Annotated in this window: 18 protein-coding genes; 8 read left to right on the forward strand and 10 right to left on the reverse strand. The window is 62.7% G+C overall.

The window, feature by feature from the left end; translation table 11 throughout:
• Nucleotides 1-23: 23 nt before the first annotated feature.
• Complete coding sequence (locus tag ACQ4W6_RS17310) at nt 24-146, reverse strand: hypothetical protein (protein ID WP_436568411.1); 123 nt, start codon at nt 144-146, stop codon at nt 24-26.
• A 168-nt stretch (nt 147-314) separates the two neighbouring features.
• Here ACQ4W6_RS17310 and ACQ4W6_RS17315 point away from each other — a divergent pair, with 168 nt between their 5' ends.
• On the forward strand, nt 315-3,011 hold the full coding sequence (locus ACQ4W6_RS17315) for a polysaccharide deacetylase family protein (RefSeq protein ID WP_436568412.1): 2,697 nt from the start codon (nt 315-317) through the stop codon (nt 3,009-3,011).
• A gap of 117 nt (nt 3,012-3,128) precedes the next feature.
• Here the strand turns inward: ACQ4W6_RS17315 and ACQ4W6_RS17320 are convergent, their stop codons facing one another.
• On the reverse strand, nt 3,129-4,313 hold the full coding sequence (locus ACQ4W6_RS17320) for a response regulator (RefSeq protein WP_436568413.1): 1,185 nt from the start codon (nt 4,311-4,313) through the stop codon (nt 3,129-3,131).
• Nucleotides 4,314-4,447: 134 nt separating this feature from the next.
• Here ACQ4W6_RS17320 and ACQ4W6_RS17325 point away from each other — a divergent pair, with 134 nt between their 5' ends.
• Nucleotides 4,448-6,532: a TonB-dependent receptor gene (locus ACQ4W6_RS17325; protein WP_436568414.1), complete on the forward strand. Its 2,085-nt coding sequence runs from the start codon at nt 4,448-4,450 to the stop codon at nt 6,530-6,532.
• Nucleotides 6,533-6,759: 227 nt separating this feature from the next.
• Here the strand turns inward: ACQ4W6_RS17325 and ACQ4W6_RS17330 are convergent, their stop codons facing one another.
• The 6 genes from ACQ4W6_RS17330 to ACQ4W6_RS17355 form a co-directional block, all read right to left on the reverse strand.
• Nucleotides 6,760-7,887 carry a HupE/UreJ family protein gene (locus ACQ4W6_RS17330; RefSeq protein WP_436568415.1) on the reverse strand — a complete coding sequence of 376 codons (1,128 nt, stop codon included), beginning with the start codon at nt 7,885-7,887 and terminating at the stop codon, nt 6,760-6,762.
• Nucleotides 7,884-9,095 (reverse strand): tetratricopeptide repeat protein, encoded by a 1,212-nt coding sequence (locus ACQ4W6_RS17335; protein WP_436568416.1) that lies wholly within the window; start codon nt 9,093-9,095, stop codon nt 7,884-7,886. Before ACQ4W6_RS17335 ends, ACQ4W6_RS17330 begins: the two co-directional genes overlap by 4 nt.
• 75 nt (nt 9,096-9,170) lie before the next feature.
• The gene (locus ACQ4W6_RS17340; RefSeq protein ID WP_436568417.1) at nt 9,171-9,413 is read right to left on the reverse strand and encodes a hypothetical protein; all 243 of its coding nucleotides are present in this window, start codon (nt 9,411-9,413) and stop codon (nt 9,171-9,173) included.
• 25 nt (nt 9,414-9,438) lie between these two features.
• On the reverse strand, nt 9,439-10,938 hold the full coding sequence (locus ACQ4W6_RS17345; RefSeq protein ID WP_436568418.1) for a DUF4331 domain-containing protein: 1,500 nt from the start codon (nt 10,936-10,938) through the stop codon (nt 9,439-9,441).
• 141 nt (nt 10,939-11,079) lie between these two features.
• On the reverse strand, nt 11,080-11,727 hold the full coding sequence (locus tag ACQ4W6_RS17350) for an NrsF family protein (protein WP_436568419.1): 648 nt from the start codon (nt 11,725-11,727) through the stop codon (nt 11,080-11,082).
• The gene (locus ACQ4W6_RS17355) at nt 11,724-12,308 is read right to left on the reverse strand and encodes a sigma-70 family RNA polymerase sigma factor (RefSeq protein WP_436568420.1); all 585 of its coding nucleotides are present in this window, start codon (nt 12,306-12,308) and stop codon (nt 11,724-11,726) included. Before ACQ4W6_RS17355 ends, ACQ4W6_RS17350 begins: the two co-directional genes overlap by 4 nt.
• Before the next feature lie 129 nt (nt 12,309-12,437).
• Between ACQ4W6_RS17355 and ACQ4W6_RS17360 the strand changes: the two genes are divergently transcribed.
• The 6 genes from ACQ4W6_RS17360 to ACQ4W6_RS17385 all read left to right on the forward strand — a co-directional run bounded on the left by ACQ4W6_RS17360 (nt 12,438) and on the right by ACQ4W6_RS17385 (nt 16,167).
• Complete coding sequence (locus ACQ4W6_RS17360; protein WP_436568421.1) at nt 12,438-13,244, forward strand: DUF1223 domain-containing protein; 807 nt, start codon at nt 12,438-12,440, stop codon at nt 13,242-13,244.
• A complete protein-coding gene (locus ACQ4W6_RS17365) occupies nt 13,244-13,849 on the forward strand; it encodes a cytochrome b/b6 domain-containing protein (RefSeq protein WP_436568422.1) in 606 nt (201 codons plus the stop codon). The genes ACQ4W6_RS17360 and ACQ4W6_RS17365 overlap by 1 nt, the downstream gene beginning before the upstream one ends.
• A gap of 51 nt (nt 13,850-13,900) precedes the next feature.
• Nucleotides 13,901-14,632 (forward strand): molybdopterin-dependent oxidoreductase, encoded by a 732-nt coding sequence (locus tag ACQ4W6_RS17370; protein ID WP_436568514.1) that lies wholly within the window; start codon nt 13,901-13,903, stop codon nt 14,630-14,632.
• Nucleotides 14,633-14,715: 83 nt separating this feature from the next.
• Nucleotides 14,716-15,048 carry a pentapeptide MXKDX repeat protein gene (locus ACQ4W6_RS17375; RefSeq protein ID WP_436568423.1) on the forward strand — a complete coding sequence of 111 codons (333 nt, stop codon included), beginning with the start codon at nt 14,716-14,718 and terminating at the stop codon, nt 15,046-15,048.
• A 166-nt stretch (nt 15,049-15,214) separates the two neighbouring features.
• Complete coding sequence (locus ACQ4W6_RS17380; RefSeq protein WP_436568424.1) at nt 15,215-15,439, forward strand: hypothetical protein; 225 nt, start codon at nt 15,215-15,217, stop codon at nt 15,437-15,439.
• A 50-nt stretch (nt 15,440-15,489) separates the two neighbouring features.
• Nucleotides 15,490-16,167, forward strand: a complete 678-nt coding sequence (locus ACQ4W6_RS17385) for a CatA-like O-acetyltransferase (protein ID WP_436568425.1) — start codon at nt 15,490-15,492, stop codon at nt 16,165-16,167.
• Nucleotides 16,168-16,174: 7 nt separating this feature from the next.
• Here ACQ4W6_RS17385 and ACQ4W6_RS17390 read toward each other — a convergent pair whose 3' ends face one another.
• The gene (locus tag ACQ4W6_RS17390) at nt 16,175-16,816 is read right to left on the reverse strand and encodes a LysE family translocator (RefSeq protein WP_436568426.1); all 642 of its coding nucleotides are present in this window, start codon (nt 16,814-16,816) and stop codon (nt 16,175-16,177) included.
• Nucleotides 16,817-16,942: 126 nt separating this feature from the next.
• Nucleotides 16,943-18,049, reverse strand: a complete 1,107-nt coding sequence (locus tag ACQ4W6_RS17395) for a YeiH family protein (RefSeq protein ID WP_436568427.1) — start codon at nt 18,047-18,049, stop codon at nt 16,943-16,945.
• Nucleotides 18,050-18,061 lie beyond the last annotated feature (12 nt).

Genomic DNA, 18,061 nt, shown 5'->3' on the forward strand with positions numbered 1-18,061 from the left:
ATCGTGCGGCAGGGGAGCGCTGTTCAGCGCAGCTGGCAGACGCTACCCACCCGTTTCACCACGCCATCGCCCGCATGCGCGCGCAATTGCAGCAGCATCAGCGCCATTCCCAGCATCAGCGCAGCGGCGCAGAGTTTCTTGTGCATGTCTTTCCCATTTTCACTGCAGAGTGCAGAGTGCGGTTTGCAGCAGTATTATTGCCCAAATTCATTTGTGCGGCTGATCAAATTGCCAAGCGTGCTCTACAATTATGCATCGCGCGCACCTGCGCCACCTCAATTCTATGCATAGTATGTGAAGGGAATGACAAGCCTGTGACTTCCAAGCCGATCAAGATTGCCGCCACCGTCGTCGTGGCATTGGCCGCTGGGGCCGGCATTTATACGTACACCCGCCCCGCCGCCACCACCGCCACGCCAGGCGCGTCCAGTCCGGTTTCGGAAAAGCCGGGCACTACTCCCGTCGCCGATACGGCCGCCGTGGCAAGCCAGTTGCGCGACTTGCTGGCCAACTTCCGCAAGATCATCGTGCTGCTGGCCGGCGAGCAAAGCTTGCCCGAAGGCGCGCGCGACGAGGCGAGGAAAGTGGGGCAGGCGCTGTTCCATGAAAACCAGGAACGCATCGCCAGGCTGGACGCGGCGCTCGATCAATTGATGGCGCCCTCCAATCCGGGCCGCTTCGAGGCACTCGACAGCCTGCTCTCGTATATCGAATCCGATCCTGCGCTGTACGACGCGGACCGGCTGGCTTTCCGCGAATTGCTGCAAAGCATGCTGGCCGACGTGGCCAAGGATTCTTCCTTGCCGGCCATCAAGCTGCACAAGCGCATTTCCGAAGACCTCGACGCACTGGGCGAGATCGAGCGCAATTACGAGAAGGAAATCCGGCAGATCTTCGGCAACCTGGGCCAGCGCGCCATCGAACTCAAGCGCGAGCGCTGGGACGATTACGTGGCGCAGCTGAAAAAGCGCTACAGCCGCGAGCAGATCCTGAAGGAAAACGGCATCGTCGTACCGTATGCGCTACCACCGGCTGGCACGGTGCCGGAAGCCAAGCCTGCCGTGAAGAAGGAGGCGGCGGAAATCTTCGGCCTGGGCTTGCCGAAGAAAACTATCGTGCTGACCTTCGACGACGGCCCGCACCGCCGCTATACGCAAGAAATCAGCGCCATTCTGAAACAATATGGCGTGCCGGCCGTGTTCTTCAACGTGGGCCGCAACCTGGGTTCGCTCGACGCCGAAGGCCACGCCAAGCTCAACGCGGGCGCGGAAGTGAGCCGCAAGCTGATGCAGGAAGGCTATGCCGTGGGCAACCATAGTTTCAGCCACGCACAATTGTCGAAGCAGACGGGCGACAAGCTGAAAGGCGAAATCCTCGGCACCGACACCTTGCTGAAAGCCATCAGCCCCGAGCGGGCCGCGCTGTTCCGCTTTCCATATGGCGCGCGCAATAGCGAAGGCATGGCCGCGCTGGCCGATGCGCACTTGAAATCGGTGATGTGGAATATCGATTCGCTGGACTGGGCCGACCCCGTGCCCAGCTCGATCACCAACCGCGTGCTGGCCTCCGTCGACAAGGCGGGGCGTGGCATCATTTTGTTCCACGACATCCACGAGCGCACGGTGAAAGCCTTGCCGGCCGTGCTCGACCGATTAGTTGCCGAAGGCTATCAATTCGCGGGCTGGGATGGCACTAGTTTCCAGGTCGCCAAGAGCGCCGCACCGGCGCCGGAAAAAGTGCCGGTGAGTACCGGCTACGCCAATTCCTGGGCCGTGGTGATCGGCATCGATGACTACGCCAAGTGGCCGAAATTGCAATATGCGGTGCGCGATGCGCAGGGCATACGCGAAACCCTGATCGAGAAATTCGCCTTTGCGCCCGAGCGCGTGGTGACCTTGAAAAACGCCGAAGCGACGCGCAACAACATCCTGGCCGCCTTCCACGACAAGCTGGCGCATGGCGGCGTGCAAAAGAATGACCGCATCTTTGTCTTCTTTGCCGGCCACGGCGCCACGCGCAAGCTCAGTTCCGGGCGCGACCTGGGCTACATCGTGCCGTTTGATTCCGACCCTGCGCAGTTCGCCACGGATGCGATTCCGATGACGGAAATCCAGAATATCGCCGAATCCCTCACGGCCAAGCATGCATTTTTCGTCATGGATGCCTGCTACAGCGGCCTGGGCTTGACGCGCGGCGCCGGTTCCAGCACGTTTTTGCGCGACAACGCCAGGCGCATCGGCCGGCAAATGCTGACGGCCGGTGGCGGCGACCAGCTGGTGGCCGATGGCGGGCCGAACGGCCACTCGGTATTTACGTGGACCTTGCTGCAAGGCTTGGCGGGCAAGGGCGACTTGAACGGCGACGGCCTGATCACGGCCACGGAACTGGCAGCCTACGTGGCGCCGGCCGTGTCCAGCGTGTCGAACCAGACGCCCGCCTTCGGCAGCCTGCCCGGTTCCGAAGGGGGCGATTTCGTCTTCGAGTTGCCCGGCGAGATGGAATTTCTCAGCCCGAACACGGCGCAATTGTCGATGGAAGCCATCGCACTCAATAGCAAGCTCGACGCCAAGCCCGCGGCGGCCAGCGTGACGGTGAAGGATTTGCAGGGCAACGAGCAGAAGATCGTCACCCCGGGCGCCGTGCCCACGTCCGCACGCCAGCTGGCGCAGCGGGCCAACGACCGGGGCTTGCAGCTGTACAAGGAGAAGCAATATGCGCAGGCGGAAGCGCAGTTTACGGAAGCGCTGAAACTGCGTCCCGACTTCGCGCTGGCGGCCAACAACCTGGGTTTTGTCTTCTACAAACAGGAAAAATACCGCGAAGCGGCGCGCTGGTTTGAAAACACCGTCAGGATGGACCCTTCGCGCGCCATCGCCTACCTGAACCTGGGCGACGCGCATGCCAAGGGGGGCGAGCCAGCCAAGGCGAAGGCAGCGTATGCCACCTATCTGGAACTGGCACCGGCGGCATCGATGGCGCCAGCCGTGCGGCAAAAGATGGAAAAACTATAAAGGTGCTTACCGTCTTGCGCCCAACCAATTGGCGCAGCCCGAGCGCAGTTCGCTGCATCACGTGGGCAGCGACGCCTGCAGCATCACTGAAGTACGGCCTGAGAGCTTTCGCTCCTGCTACTGCAGCAACTTGTTGACGCTCGCCAGCAGACTGGTGCCCGAAGTGGTGATGAAACGGGCGCCCGCCGCCTCCGCTTCCGTGCCGTAACTGGCTATTGTATCCTTGCTGCAATAGACGATGATGGGCAGCTCGGGTTGCGCCAGGTGCACTTCGCGTACCGTGCGCACGCCCGCATCCTTGATGCGCCGGCCATTTTCCACCCGCGCCATGTCCGTGATCAGCAGCGCATAGTGTTTCTGTTGCAGCATGGTCAGTGCCTGCCGCATCGAGGTGGCCAGGTCTACCTTGATGTTTTCCCGTTCCAGTTGCTCCACCAGCAAGGTATTGTTGCGCGGATGGTCATCCAGCCACAGCACCAGGCTGGCCGGTTTTTGCGCCGTCGGCATGCCGGCCATGGCCGCGACGGCTGGGGCGCCGCCAGGCGAATGGGCCAGCAAGAGCTGCGTGACGGCTTCCTGCATGTCGTCGAGCGACTTTTGCTGCAAACGGCTCAGTTCGGCCACTTCGATTTCCTTGCCGCTTTCCAGGCGCACGGACGCGTATTTGACGAGGGTGTCGGCGCGCTTTATCATGATGGACAGGTAGATGCGCGTGAGCAAATAGCCGATCAGGAAACCATGCACGCTAAAGAACAGCATGATGGCGCCGACGACCGCCGTGCCGGTGGCCATGTCGGTGGCCAGGCTTGGGGCGATGAAGGCGGCCATGCTGCGCGCACTGCCGGGCAGGCTTTTCAGCTCGATCAAGCCTACGCCGACGATGATTTTTGTCAGCCAGTCCGACACTTCCACCAGGTTCGAATTGATTTCCATGGGCGCGGGCGTGCCCAGGAACAGGGTGTTGCTGGCGGCATTGCCGTTCGGCTCGGTATTCGCCGGCGCGCCGTCGTCCATGGCACGGCCCTTGCCGTTGCGTTCATCGGGCGCGGCCACGTTGGCGGTGCCTGAGGGCAGGGTGCGCGGGATGCCGAACAAGAAGCCCAGCAGCATGCCGCTGACGCAAAAGCCCAGGCTCCATAGCAGGGCAGGCACGGCTTGGTAATGGGGCGGCAGGACGGCGCCGGCCAGCACTGCCAGCATGCCCGCCAGCAAGATGAACAGCAGGATGTACGGCAGCGCGTCGCGCTTGCGGGGGGCGCCAGCATTCCTGGCCGGTTTGCTGGCGCGATCGGTCGGTTGCATAGGGTGCTCCCTGGAAAGTCGGCCCGTAGGCGCGATAGTGAATCCGACATGGCAATGGCTGCGTATAGATAGATACAGGCGGTAGGCCAGGCAAGCACCCGGCCCCTATTGACATCATAAAAACTGGAGACGCGATGCGATTGATAAAACGCAAACAGCTGGCAGCTTGTGCGCTGCTATTGCTGGCCACCGGGCGCCAGGCCGTGGCGCAGGAGGCGGCCGAGGCCGGGACCGCGCCAGTAGCCGACGAGTCGCGCACGGTGCGCGTGGCGGGCCACTACGACAATGCCGTCGGCACCTCGGATGCGGCCAGCCAGGGCGTCATCAGCAGCGAGTTGATTGTCAACCGGCCCGCCTTGCGCACAGGCGAACTGCTGGAATTCGTGCCGGGCCTGATCGTCACCCAGCACAGCGGCGATGGCAAGGCCAACCAGTATTTCCTGCGCGGCTTCAACCTCGATCACGGCACCGATTTCGCCACCTATGTCGATGGCATGCCCGTCAACATGCGCACGCATGCGCATGGCCAGGGCTATTCCGACCTCAATTTCCTCATTCCCGAGCTGGTGCAGCGCATCGACTACAAAAAAGGGCCGTATTTCGCCAGCGAAGGCGATTTTGCCTCGGCCGGCGCGGCGCGCATCCGCCTGGCCGATACATTGCCGCAGGGGCAGGCCAGCGTTTCCCTGGGTCAACATGGCTATGTGCGCGCCGTAGCCGCCGATTCGTTTGAGGCAGGAGCAGGCACCTTGCTGTACGGCTTGGAAGTGAACCGCAACAACGGACCTTGGGACGTGCCTGAGCGCGTGCGCAAATATAGCGGCGTGCTGCGCTACAGCCAGGGCACGCCGGACGATGGTTTCAGCGTGACGGGCATGGCTTACAAGAACCGCTGGAACGCCACCGACCAGGTGCCGCTGCGGGCTGTGGCGTCAAGCCTGATCGGCCGCTTTGGCAGCCTGGCGCCCAGCGACGGCGGCGACACCGCACGCTACAGCCTGTCGTATGCCTTGCGCAAACGCACCGGGAACCGGCTATTCGAATTCGATGCGTATGTGATCCGCTCACAGCTGGAACTCAATAGCGATTTCACCTACTTCCTGGCCAACCCGGATGCCGGCGACCAGTTCCAGCAAAGCGAGCGGCGCACGCTGGCCGGCGTCAACGCCAGCGAAAGCTGGAACACGCTGCTGGCCGGTTTGTCCATGCGCAACAAACTCGGCGTGCAGGCGCGCTATGACCGCCTGTCGCCCGTGGGCCTGTACAACACCATCGACAGGGTACGGCAAAGCACGCTGCGCGAAGACCGCGTGCGCGAGAGCAGCATCGGCTTGTATGGTGAAAACACGGTGCAATGGCTGCCATGGCTGCGTTCGGTGGCGGGCTTGCGCTACGACGCCTACCGTTTCCAGGTCGATAGCAGTATCGAGGGCAACAGCGGCACGGCGAATGACCATGTGGTGTCGCCGAAACTGTCCCTGATCCTCGGGCCGTGGAGCAAGACAGAGTTCTTCGTAAATGCTGGCAAGGGTTTCCATAGCAACGATGCGCGCGGCACGACGCAGACGCGCTTGCCCGATGGCGCAGCTTCCACGCCCGTGACGCCCCTGGTGCCCACCAAAGGCATGGAGCTTGGGGCGCGCACGGAATGGCTGCCGGGCCTGCAAAGCTCGTTGGCCCTGTGGCGCCTCGATATTGCATCGGAACTGCTGTTCGTCGGTGATGCGGGCGAGACGGAGCCCAGCCGTGCCAGCGGCCGCCACGGCATCGAGTGGAACAACCACTATATTGCCGCGCCCTGGCTGCTGTTCGACCTGGACCTGGCCGCTTCGCGCTCGCGCTACACGCAAGATGATCCGGCTGGCAACTATATTCCCGGCTCCATCGACAAGGTAGCCTCGTTCGGCGTGACGCTGACGGACCAGGGCCCGTGGTCAGCGGCCTTCCAGTTGCGCTATTTCGGCCCCCGTCCCTTGATCGAGGACAATAGTGTGCGCTCGGCCTCCACCACGCTGGCGTATGCGCGCGTGGGATATCAGTTGAATCGCCAGACGCGCATTTCGCTCGACGTGTTCAACCTGTTTGACAAGCGCGCCAGTGACATCGATTATTACTATGCGTCAAGGCTGCCCGGCGAAGCGGCGCAAGGGGTGAACGACCGGCATTTTCACCCGGTGGAGCCGAGATCCTTACGTTTGACAGTGGCGTATGCATTTTAGGAGCCGTGAATAAATAGGTGTTACGTTTGGGGGACTCTGGCGGGATGCGATGCAAGGCGCGAGAAGGAGCCATAGCGAGCTATGGCGACGACGAGCAACGCCGCAGCGCGCCGGCCAGAGACGATCCAAATGTGACAGTAATTTTTGAACGGCTCCTTGGCCACGGCGGGCGCTACAAATTCCACCAGGATCAGTTGTTCTGATGAATGGAAAGTAGCGCCAGCGATTCATGCGCTGATCACTTTGATATCGGCTATCCGTTCCACCAGCCACACTCCAGCCACCAGGGCAATCGCCAGCGAGCCTGCCGTCAGCACTTGCCGGTAGAACCAGGTCTTGCGCAGCAGCCAGGCGATGGGCAGGAAGGCGGCGACAATGGCCAACTGGCCGATTTCCACGCCCACGTTGAAGCCGAACAGGCTGGCCATCAGGGAAGACTGGGGCAAGCCCAGGTCGCGCAATACGCTGGCAAAGCCGAAACCGTGGATCAGGCCAAACACAAAGGCGGCCACGGGGCGCTTGCCGCGAAATAGTGGCAGCAGATTGTTCAGCGCAGCCAACACCACCGAGGCGGCGATGGCCGATTCCACCCAGCGCGACGGCAGCGAGACGAGCGACAGGCTGGCCAGGGTCAAGGTGATGGAATGGGCCAGCGTGAACGCCGTGACCACCTTCAGCACGTCGACAAACGCCGCCTTCAAGCCTTGCTGCCCATCGCGCACGCCCGGCAGCAGCACGGCTGGCAGCAGCAGCGACAATAAGAACAGGATATGGTCGTAGCCGATCCAGATATGCCAGATACCGTGCTTGACATAGGCGCCGAACTGCGCAAGGCGGTTGGGCGCGGCCAGCGAGATGGTCTGGCGCGGGCTGTCCGGGTCGAAGATGGCCGTCTGCGTGTTGCCGTCGCTATTGATTTTTAACAAACCCTTGTGCTGCGGATCGAGGTCGGCGAACAGGGTGTAGCCTATGCTTAAATTGGTCGGCGCGGCGTCGCCGGGGCACGCTGCGTGGAAGCGCAGCACGCTGTAGGCGCCGTCCGTGTGGCTGTCGATCAGCTGTTCGCCAGCCTTGAGCGGGCACACGCCCTGGTCGCTGGCCACTTGCAGGCGCTGCAGCGCGTAGGCGGCGATGGCGTCGTGGCGGGCGCGGATTTCATCCCAGGTCAGCGCGCCGTCGCCGTTGCCGTCGAGGCCGATGGCGAAATCGAGGTCGCGCAGGGCGATATCCCATTGCCCTTCGATTTGCTGGCCGTGCACCGCCAGGCTCAGGTAGCTGTCGCTGGGCTTGTGCGCCTGCGCGGGAGCGATCCAGGCGCAGAGTAGCAAGAACAGGGCGGGCAGGTGCAGCTTCACAGGGTACCCGCTTTCTTCGCGGCGCTGATTTTCTGGCCGTCAAGCGGCCCCAGCTGTCTGACCAGCCGGTGCAAGGCCACGTCTTCCACGCCATTGGCGGCGATCCAGGCCAGCACGGGTTGCGCCGCCGGGTAATTGCGCGCGGCCAGCGCTGCTTCGAGCAAGATGCGCATGTCGGGAACTTCCTTCTGGATGGCCCAGTTTTTTTGCGCCAACTGCAGGGCAGCGGGCACATCTTGCTGCAGGAACAGGGCGAAACGGGCTTGCTCGCGCTGGTGCACGGTGTCGCCCCGTTGCATGGCGGCATGGAAGCGCGCCGCCAGTTCGACTTTTGCCGCCTGGAAAGCCGTTTGCCGGCCGGGCAGCGCCTGCAGGGCCAGCGCGTAGCGCAGCAGCAGGGCGTCGATGCGCTGCTGGTCTTGCAATAGCTTGACGACTTCCCGCGGGCGTTGCTGGTCGAGCAGGAAATCCGTGTAGGCGCCCAGCAGATAGCTGTCGCGCGGCTGCTGCGCCAGCGCTTTCGTATAGCGCGCCTCGGCCAGCGCGTTTTCGCCCCGGCGCGTGGCCATTTCCGCCAGCAGGGTCATGGCCCAGCTTTCCAGTTCGGGCGCCACGCCGGCGCTACGCTGCAAGGTCAGGTCCAGCAGTTGCTCGCTGGTGGCGGCGCGGCCCGTGACGCTGGCCACGTTGGCAATACAGGTGACTGTGACGAGCTGCGTCGTCAAGGCCGACAGGCGCGCGCAGGCCGCCGTGGCCCTGGCGTAGTCGCCCTGTACGGTCAGCACGGTGGCGCGCGTCAGCCAGGCCTGGCCGTTTTGCGGCTGCTGGGCGAGGACGGCATCGAGGTCTTGCAGGGCAGGACCGAACTGGTGGGTACTTTGCAAGATGGTGGCGCGCAGCAGGCGCACGGGCACAGGCGGCGCGGCCTGCTGCCACCAGGGCGCCAGCGCCGCCTGCGCATAGCCCAGGTAGCGCGGGTCCGTTTCGCTGCGCGCGAGGGAGATATAGCGCTGCGCCAGGCTTGTCGCCAGGGCCAAGTCTTGCGGCGTGGCATTTAATTGCTGGCGCAAGCCGCGCAGCGCGATCTGCGTGGCATCGGCGCGGCGCGGCAGCTGCTCGATGACGGCGCTGCCATCCTTGGGCGTGTAGGGGGCAGCCAGAGCCAGCAGGGGCAGGCAGGAACACAGCAGGGAAATGAGAGTTTTCATCGCGTACGTTTCCCGCTTAATGGTGGAGTGGCACAGGCGCCGGGGGGATATGGCCCTCCCGGCGCCTGCAGGCGCTTACAGCGGTACCGGCTCCGTATTGTCCGGAGACGTCGCCATGATGGCGTCGATGCCCACGCCTTCCTTGTCATCGCTGGTGGTCAGGATGACGTTGCTGACGGCCACATAAAACGCATCGAGCAAGGCCACGGGTGGCGGATTGACGCCGCCGCTGCCGCTATCGGTGCTGCTGCTGCCGCCGCCGCAGCCGGCCAGCAAGGCTGTGAGCGCCAGGGCGCTGATTGCATAGTGCTTTTTCATCGCGTACTCCTGTCAGTGGGGAGGCTTACAGCTGGGGCGAACCGGCCACGGGCGTTTTCAGGTAGGGAAAGCCTGCCGTGAAAAAGGTTTCGTCGAGGAAGGCGCCATCCGTGAAGTGCAGGCCGCCAGCCGGTGCGTCGGCCGGGGCGCAGCCGATGTTCAGGGTGCACAGCTTGCCCATGGCGACGCGCAGCACCACGTCGACTACGTCGTCGCCGGGGCGGCGGCCATTCGGAAAGCCCGCGTTATCGCCGCCGATGACGCCCAGGCGGTTTTGCGTACCGACACTGGTGGCCGCGATGGAGGTGTTCAGGCGCAGCATTTCCGACGCCGTCACGGTGGTGGGCTGGTTGACGCCCTTGATGCCCGTCAGGAAGGTGGCCACCAGGTCGTTGCGGGGGAAGTTGGTGGGCGCCTTGGCGCCAGCCGAGCCGAACAGCACTTCCACCAGCGCCGGCGCCGTCGGATTGGTCACGTAATCGGCGAATTGCGCGTCGCTCGACGGTTTGCTGGCGTTGAAGCGGTCCTTGTCCTTCAATCCGATCACCAGTTCATTCACCAGCGGCATGCCCAGGCGCGACACCTGCACCCACGCGCCGCCTTCCTTCGAGGCCGAGGTCGTGGTGCCTGGCGCCGGGTTGAGCAAGCGGCCCTGGCGCAGGCTGGCCGTGGTCCAGCCACCGATGACGGGGTCGGCGCCCGCCGTCAGGCAGGCCGTCGGCACTTCCATTTCGATGGCAGTGACGTTTTTCCGGGCCAGGTCATCCTTGGCTGCCGACTCCGCATTCGCGGCAAACTCCGTGGCGGGCGCCTTGATATTGATCAAGTCGAACGTTTCACCCAGATTCACCACGAACGGGTCCTTGCGCTGGCCGACGAACAGGCGCGCCGGCGTGGCGCAGCCGGGGATGTTGACGGCGTACACATGCTGCGCGGCATACGCGGCGTAGTTGGGGATGGCCTTGTTGCCGATATTGTCGACCGGCTTGTCGAAGGTCGTGCCGCCGCCCGTGGCATTGGTTACGCTGCTCCTCGTGCCGGTGCGCCGGTCGCCCCGCACGACCGTCACGCTATACGTTTCGCGCACGTTCAGGCCGGCCGGATTGACGGTATCGATGGCGCCGCCATTGATGACCAGCGGAATCGACACTTTCTTGCCGCCCACGGTGAACTGGCCATCCTTGATGGTGTTGGTAAAGCGGAACTGGAAGGTGATATCTTCCTTGCCGTCGCCATTGTTGTCGATATGAATCTCGTACAGGGCGGCTGGATCCATGGAGAAGTAGTTCGGCCCGCCGTAGGCGTCTTGCAGGGGAATATAGTCGGCCACCACGGTGGTGTAGGCGCCGCGGCCCGTTTCATAGCTGCGAAACATGTAAAAGTCGGTGGCGTCGACTTTCGGGTTTTGCGTGATGAACGGCGCTTCGCGGTGGCTGGAGGCAAAAGCCGATGGGGCAAAGGCCGCCGCCAGCAAATTGCCCAGGATGGCCGCGCCGAGCGCGGTTTTCGATAGTGATAAAGACATTTCGATTCTCCCGATTTTTATATACGTTGACCAACGAGTCCAAAAAACTGCAGGCTGCATGGCTTGTACGCATGGCGGGAGGGATCGGATTCAATTTTTTGTCAACATGGAGAAAGTGCGCACGGCGGGCTTGCCAGCCGCTTACCAGGCCAGCACTTTCGGCCCGATGGCGGCGCCGATGGCGGTCGGCACCAGCATGCCCAGCACGTACCAGAAGCCGACGAAGCTGGCGGCCAGCTCGGGGCAATGCAGGCAATACACGAGGGCTGCCATGCAGCCGGCGGCAAAACCGGCGGCAGCGCCGGCCAGGCGCAAGCGCGTGGGCGCCAGCTGGCGCATCAGGCGCAAAGCGGCGGCCAGGATGGGCAGCGCCAGCATGGCGATCAGCAGGGGGCAACTGCGCCAGGTGGCGCCCCAGAACAGCTCGGCGCGTTGTTCTGGCGGTGCTTCGTTCATGCTGATGGCGCCCAGCGCCCACATCAGCAGCAGGGGCATGGCGATCAGCAGGGGCAGGGCGCGCGTATCTGCAGCGGGCAGGCACAGGCGGTGGGCCGCATGCCAGCTGGCCACGGTGATCGCCGCGACGAAACCGACCTTGATCCAGAAGTCGGGCAGCAGGGCCAGCTGTTCCAGGTTGGGACGCACGCCCAGCAGCATGGCCATCAGCGCCACGCTGGCCAGCAGGCCTGCGCCCAGGGTGGTGGTGGCGCGCCCGGCGGCGCCCGGCGGCACTGGGCTGGCCACGTCGGCGCCGCTGGCCAGCATGGCGATCAAAGCATCGGTTTTCATGATGTGGCACTCCTTAAATTGGCTGCCAGTGTCTTCAAGCCGCGATGCACGGCCACTTTGACGCTGGCTTCCGAAATGTTCATGGCGCTGGCCGTGTCGCGCACGGACCAGCCATCGAGCTTGGTATGCACGATGGCGTCGCGCTGCTGCGCCGGCAAGCTGGCCAGCAGCTTGCCCAAGTCGCGGCTGGCCTCGGCCGCCTCCGCGTCGGCGCTGCTAAATAGTTCCTGCGTGCCAGCCTCCTCGTCATACGGCTGGTGCAGCGCATCGCGCCGCGCATGCCGGCGCAGCCAGTCGATCAGCTTGTAGCGGGCGATCGCATGGATCCACGACGTCAGCGGCACGCCCGTGTCATACGTCAGGCGCTGGTTGTGGATGGCTAGCAGGCATTCCTGCACCAAGTCTTCCACCTCATCCGGCCAGCGCTGCAAACGCCGCCGCAAAAAAGCGCGCAAATGCTGGCTAGTTGCCTGCAGGAAACTGCGGTAGGCCTGCGCATCGCCATCGAGCCCGCGCAGCATCAGCCCATGCAGCCGCAATTCCGTGCCATGCAGATGCTCGCTCACAGGTATTCGTTGCATGCAGGCCTTTGGTGACAGGCGATGAAAAAATAAATTCAAAAATAATCGATGGCGGCTGTAACCAATCCATACAGCGCGGCGAATTGACGGGTAAGCACGCTTCTTAATTCAATATACCGGCTAAAGACCATGGACATCAAGCACCGCCTTGCAATACTCCTTCTTCCCGTGCTGGGCGTGAGCGTGGCGGGCCCGGCGGCCGCGCAACTGGCGATCGGCCAGCACTGTGCCGTCAAGAGTGGCCAGCAGACGGCGGCGCTGGTGGAGCTGTACAGCAGCGAAGGCTGTTCCAGCTGTCCACCGGCTGACCAACGGTTAAATGCCCTGCGCAAGGAAGCGGGAACGGCCAGCCTGATCGTGCCGCTGGCCCTGCACGTCACCTACTGGGACCAGATCGGCTGGGCGGACCCGCTGGCGCAGCCGCAATTCGATGCGCGCCAGGCCGAACTGCTGCGCTACCAGCCGCGCCACGTCGCCTACACGCCGCAGTTTTTCGTCGGCGGTACGGCATTGCGCGGCTGGCAGGAGCAGCTGCCGGCCGCCATCGGCCGCATCAATGCCATCAGCGCGCCCGTGAATATCGGCCTGTCCGCCACGCCCGGGCCGGGCGGCAAACTGTTGCTGGAAGCCAATGCCGTGGCGCCCGATGCACGCACTAGCGGCTTGCTGTACCTGGCGATTAGCGAAAGCGGCATCGTTTCCAGGGTGCTGCGCGGTGAAAACCGTGGCGCCACGCTGCAGCACGATGCTGCCGTGCGATGGTGGCTGGGACCGGTAGCGCTGGTTCAAGGCAACGCCCAGCTGCGCCGCGAAGTGCGCCTGCCCTCCAGCTGGCGCCCTGAAAACCTGCAAATCGTCGCTTTCGTACAGGGCGCCGACAGCAGCGCCATCCTGCAAGCGGTCAGCACGGCGCAATGCGCCAAGGGAGTACTGTGATGCACACGCATGTTGTTTCCACCGCCGCCATACATCCCGCCTGGCTGCGCATCACCCACTGGCTCAATGCCGTGGCCGTGGTGCTGCTGGCCACCAGCGGCTGGCGCATCTACAACGCGGCGCCTTTCTTTCCGTTCGAGCTGCCGCGCGCGCTGACGCTGGGCGGCTGGCTGGGCGGCGCCCTGCAATGGCATTTCGCCGCCATGTGGCTGCTGGTGGCCAATGGCCTGCTGTATCTGCTGATCAATATTGCTACGGGACGGTTGCGGCGCCAGTTCTTTCCCCTGTCGCCACGCTTGCTGCTGGACGATTTTGTCTCTGCGCTGAAAGGCAGGCTGGCCCATGCCGACCTGCGCCATTACAACATGGTGCAGCGCGCCGCCTACCTGTTCGTCATGCTCGATTGCATCGTGCTGGTGCTGTCCGGCCTGGTGCTGTGGAAATCCGTGCAGTTTCCCATGCTGCGCGAACTGATGGGCGGCTACGACAGCGCGCGCCGCGTGCATTTCATCGCCATGGCGCTGCTGGTGGGCTTTGTCGGCGTACACCTGGCGATGGTGGCGCTGGTGCCGCGCACCTTGCTGGCCATGCTGCGCGGCCGCTAAGGGGAGAACGTCATGAAAAAAACCATCATCGTGCAAGAGCAGGGCCAGGCCATGCTGGCGCTAGCCTTGCGCCAGATCAAACAGCCGTCGCGGCGCCTGTTCTTGCAGCGCAGCCTGACGCTGGGCGGCCTGTCGCTGTTGACAGGCTGCAATGTCAGCGAGCAGTCCAGCATCGACACGGCATTGACGTCCATCTCGCGCTTCAATGACAGGGTGCAGGGCTGGCTGTTTGATCCCACGAAACTGGCGCCGACTTATTCCGATTCCATGATCACCAGGCCATTTCCGTTCAACGCCTATTACGCCGAGGATGAGGTGCAGGAGGTCGATGGCGACGTCTGGCGGCTCGAACTGAGCGGCCTGGTGGCCGACAAAAAGCCATGGAGCCTGCCGCAATTGCGCGCCTTGCCGCAGGAAACGCAAGTCACGCGCCACATCTGCGTGGAAGGCTGGAGCGCCATCGGCAAATGGGGCGGCGTGCCGTTCGCGCATTTCCTGACCCTGATTGGCGCCGACAAGACAGCCAAATACATCGGCTTCAAGTGCGCCGACGATTACTACACCAGCATCGACATGGCCACGGCCCTGCATCCGCAAACCATCATGGCGCTGACCTACGACGGCCAGGAATTGCCGCCCAAGTATGGCTACCCCATGAAACTGCGTATGCCGACCAAGCTGGGCTACAAGAACCCCAAGCACATCCAGGCCATTTTCGTCACCAATACCTATCCGGGCGGATATTGGGAAGATCAGGGCTACAACTGGTTCGGCGGATCTTGAATATTTTGAGTAGCACCTGTAGTACAGCAGCAGTTTTAACACCGGGCAATCTCGCCCATTTAACACTGAGACAAGGACTTATCATGAAAACCACGATCACCGCCATCATCGCTACCGCCATCTTCCTGTCGGGCGCCGCCTTCGCCCAGGATGCCATGAAGAAAGACCCGATGGCCAAGGATGCCTCGGCCGATGCCATGCACAAGGATGCCATGGGCAAGGACGGCATGCACAAGGACGCCATGGGCAAGGACGGCATGCACAAGGACGCCATGCACAAGCCGATGGCCAAGAAACACATGAAGAAAGACCACATGGCCAAGGATGGCATGGCAAAAGATGCCATGGCGAAAGACGGCATGAAGAAGGACGAGATGAAAAAGGATGGCATGGCCAAGGATGCGATGGGCAAGTAAGGCGAGTACCCTCGCGCCGCCGTGAGGTGGCGCGAGGGGCCGAAGAGTCGTTCAATGGTGGCGACACGGATCAGCGGCGATGCTTGCCAGCTATTGTCGAATCAAGACGCCAATGCGCGGTTCGTACTCGTCCATCGTCACCGACACGCACGAGGCGGGCGGTGGCGTGAAACAAGCGCATTTCGCCATGGCGGAAGAATTGTCTGGCATACTGCTTTGCGTCAAACAACGGAGATTCGCCATGCGTCATCTGATCACGGCAGGATTCATCGTACTGGCATTGCTACTGTATGGCATTGGGCTGGAACAGGGCTCGGCCATTTTCTTTGTGCTCGGTGCAGGATTCGAAATCATTTCCGCGAAACGCCTGCGCAAGCGCCGCTATTTGTAATGTTGCAGGAGTTGGCTCGTGTCGGGCATCAGTTTGCCTGGCACCGCTACTTGCCTACCAGCATCCCCATCGTCTACACTCGCCGCATGAAAAATTTTGAAAAGCGGCGCGACCGCTATGACTTGTTCCGCGCGTTCGACAATCCCCTGGTCAACATCAACTTCCACCTCGACGTGCCCGATTTCCGTCCCTGGTGCAAGGCGCGCCAGATCCCGGTGTTTCACTTCTTTCTGTTCTGCGTATTGAACACGGTCAGGGAAATCGACAATTTCATGTACCGCATCTACCAGGGTGAGGTGATCAGGATCGACGATTTTCCCGCCTCGTACACCGTCATCAATAGCGACGAGAACCTCAACTACACGCGCTTCACGATGACGGACCAGCTCGATTTATTCATCGAACGCAGCCTGGAAGCGAAACGCATCGCCGAAGCCAGTCCTGCGCTCATCAATACGGGTGAGGAGATGAGCGAGCGCGAGCAGCGCAACAATATTTTCATCACCTGCCTGCCGTGGCTGGACCTGGCGGCCATCGAGCACCCGGTCTACCATCACCGCGACGCCGACATTCCCACCTTTACCTGGGGCAAGTTCGGTCCAACGCAAGACGATGGGCGCATGAAGGTGCCGTTTTCCGCGCAGGCCCACCATGGCTTTGTCGATGGCTACCATATACAGAAACTGGCGCAGGCGCTGTCGCAGCGCATCGCCGATACCATTTCTTAAGTAATCGTTACGCCGCCTTGCTGCGCAAACGCAGCAAGCTCAAGCCCAGCAGGACGAAGGCGCCGCCCGAGATGCGGTTGAACATCCTGGCGCGCCCTGGCGTGGCCAGCTGCGTTTTCAGCAGGCGCGCCAGGTTGGCGTAGAACAAGTGGGCCAGCATGGCGCAGGCGACGAACGACGTCGTCAGCACGACAAACTGGATGCCCACGGGCTCGCCAGGGGTGATGAATTGCGGGAGCAGGGCCGAGAAGAACAGGATGGCCTTGGGATTGGTCAGCGCCACCGTCAAGCCCTGGCGGAACAGTTTCCAGAAGGAATTCGGGTTCGCCGCGCCGGGCGCCACGGGCGCATTGGCAACGATGCTGGTCTTGCTGCGCCATTGCTTGATGCCCAGGTACACCAGATACAGGGCGCCAGCTAGTTTCAGCAGCATGAAGGCCGTGGCCGAAGTCGCCAGCACGACGCCCATGCCGGCCATGGCCACGCCGGAAATGATGAACAAGCCAAAGCCATTGCCCATGCTGCTGATCATCGCGCGGCGCGGGCCGACGGCGATGGCGTTGGAAATGGCCAGCAGGACGGCGGGGCCGGGAGAAAACGTGACGAGCAGGGCAACGCTGCAGAAAAGCAGCCAGTTCGAGAGATGCATGAAAATTCCTGGGTGGGCCGGGGCTGGATTGGGGAGTCAAAACACGCTTATTGTACGAAGTTTTTGACGCCCGCGTCGGCCGCCCCGGCTTGTATCAGGCTCAGATCAGCTCACCTTAGCTTGACATCATGCAAACAGGCTGGCCACCGCATGGTTGATGGCGGCGCCACCGGCGATCAGCCAGCAGAACAGCAGGCCGGCCAGCAGCAAAGGCTTGATGCCGGCGCGGCGGATGGCCCACATGTGCGTCGTCAAGCCCAGGGCTGCCATGGCCATGGCCAGCAAGGCCGTGTCGATATCGGTGATGCTGGCCACGGCGGGCGCCGACAGCAAGCCCAGCGAATTGAAGGCCACGACGCCAATGAATATGAAGGCAAACCAGGGAATGGCCAGCTTGGCCGTTTTTTCCTTGCCGCTGTCTCCACCCTTGGCCTTGCCGCGCGCCAATACCGCAGACAGGATGACGAGGAAGGGCGCCAGCATCATCACGCGCACCATCTTGGCGATCACGGCCGCATTCGCCGTTTCCTGGCCGATCGACTTGCCGGCTGCCACCACTTGCGCCACCTCATGCACGGTCGAGCCGATGTACACGCCAAAGGCGGCAGGCGTTGCCGCCAGCACATGCCAGCCCAGGTTCATTTGAAGGTTCAGCTGAAGGTTGAGCTTGTATAGCAGCGGATATAGAAAGATGGCGATGGTGCCGAATACCACCACGGTCGAGACGGCCACGGTGACGTCTTCGCTGCGCCCCTTGACGACGGGCTCGGTGGCCATCACGGCTGCGGCGCCGCAGATCGAGCTGCCGGCGCCGATCAGGATAACGCTGTTGCGGTCGAGCTTGAATACCTTGGTGCCCAGCAACATGGCCAGGCCAAAGGTGGATGTGAGCACCAGCGCATCGATGGTGATGCCGGCCAGGCCCACCTGGCCGATATCCTGGAACGTCAGGCGGAAGCCATACAGGATGATGCCCAGGCGCAATAAAGTCTGTTTGGAAAAGCCCACGCCAGCGCCGCAGGTGGGCGCCAGGCGCGCATATACGCTATTGCCGAGCATGATGCCGAGGATGATGGCCAGCGTCAGCGCGCTCATGCCATGGCTTTGCATCCATTCGAGCTTGCCCAGCTGAATGGCGCCATAGGCGATGACGCCGTTCAGCATCAAGCCGGGCAGCAGCCGGCCGTAGCGGTCGCTAAAACTGTTTGTATTGGTGGTCGATAAGGATGACATGCCGTGCTCCAT

This window comes from Janthinobacterium woesei (assembly GCF_051380875.1).
GTDB lineage: Bacteria > Pseudomonadota > Gammaproteobacteria > Burkholderiales > Burkholderiaceae_D > Janthinobacterium.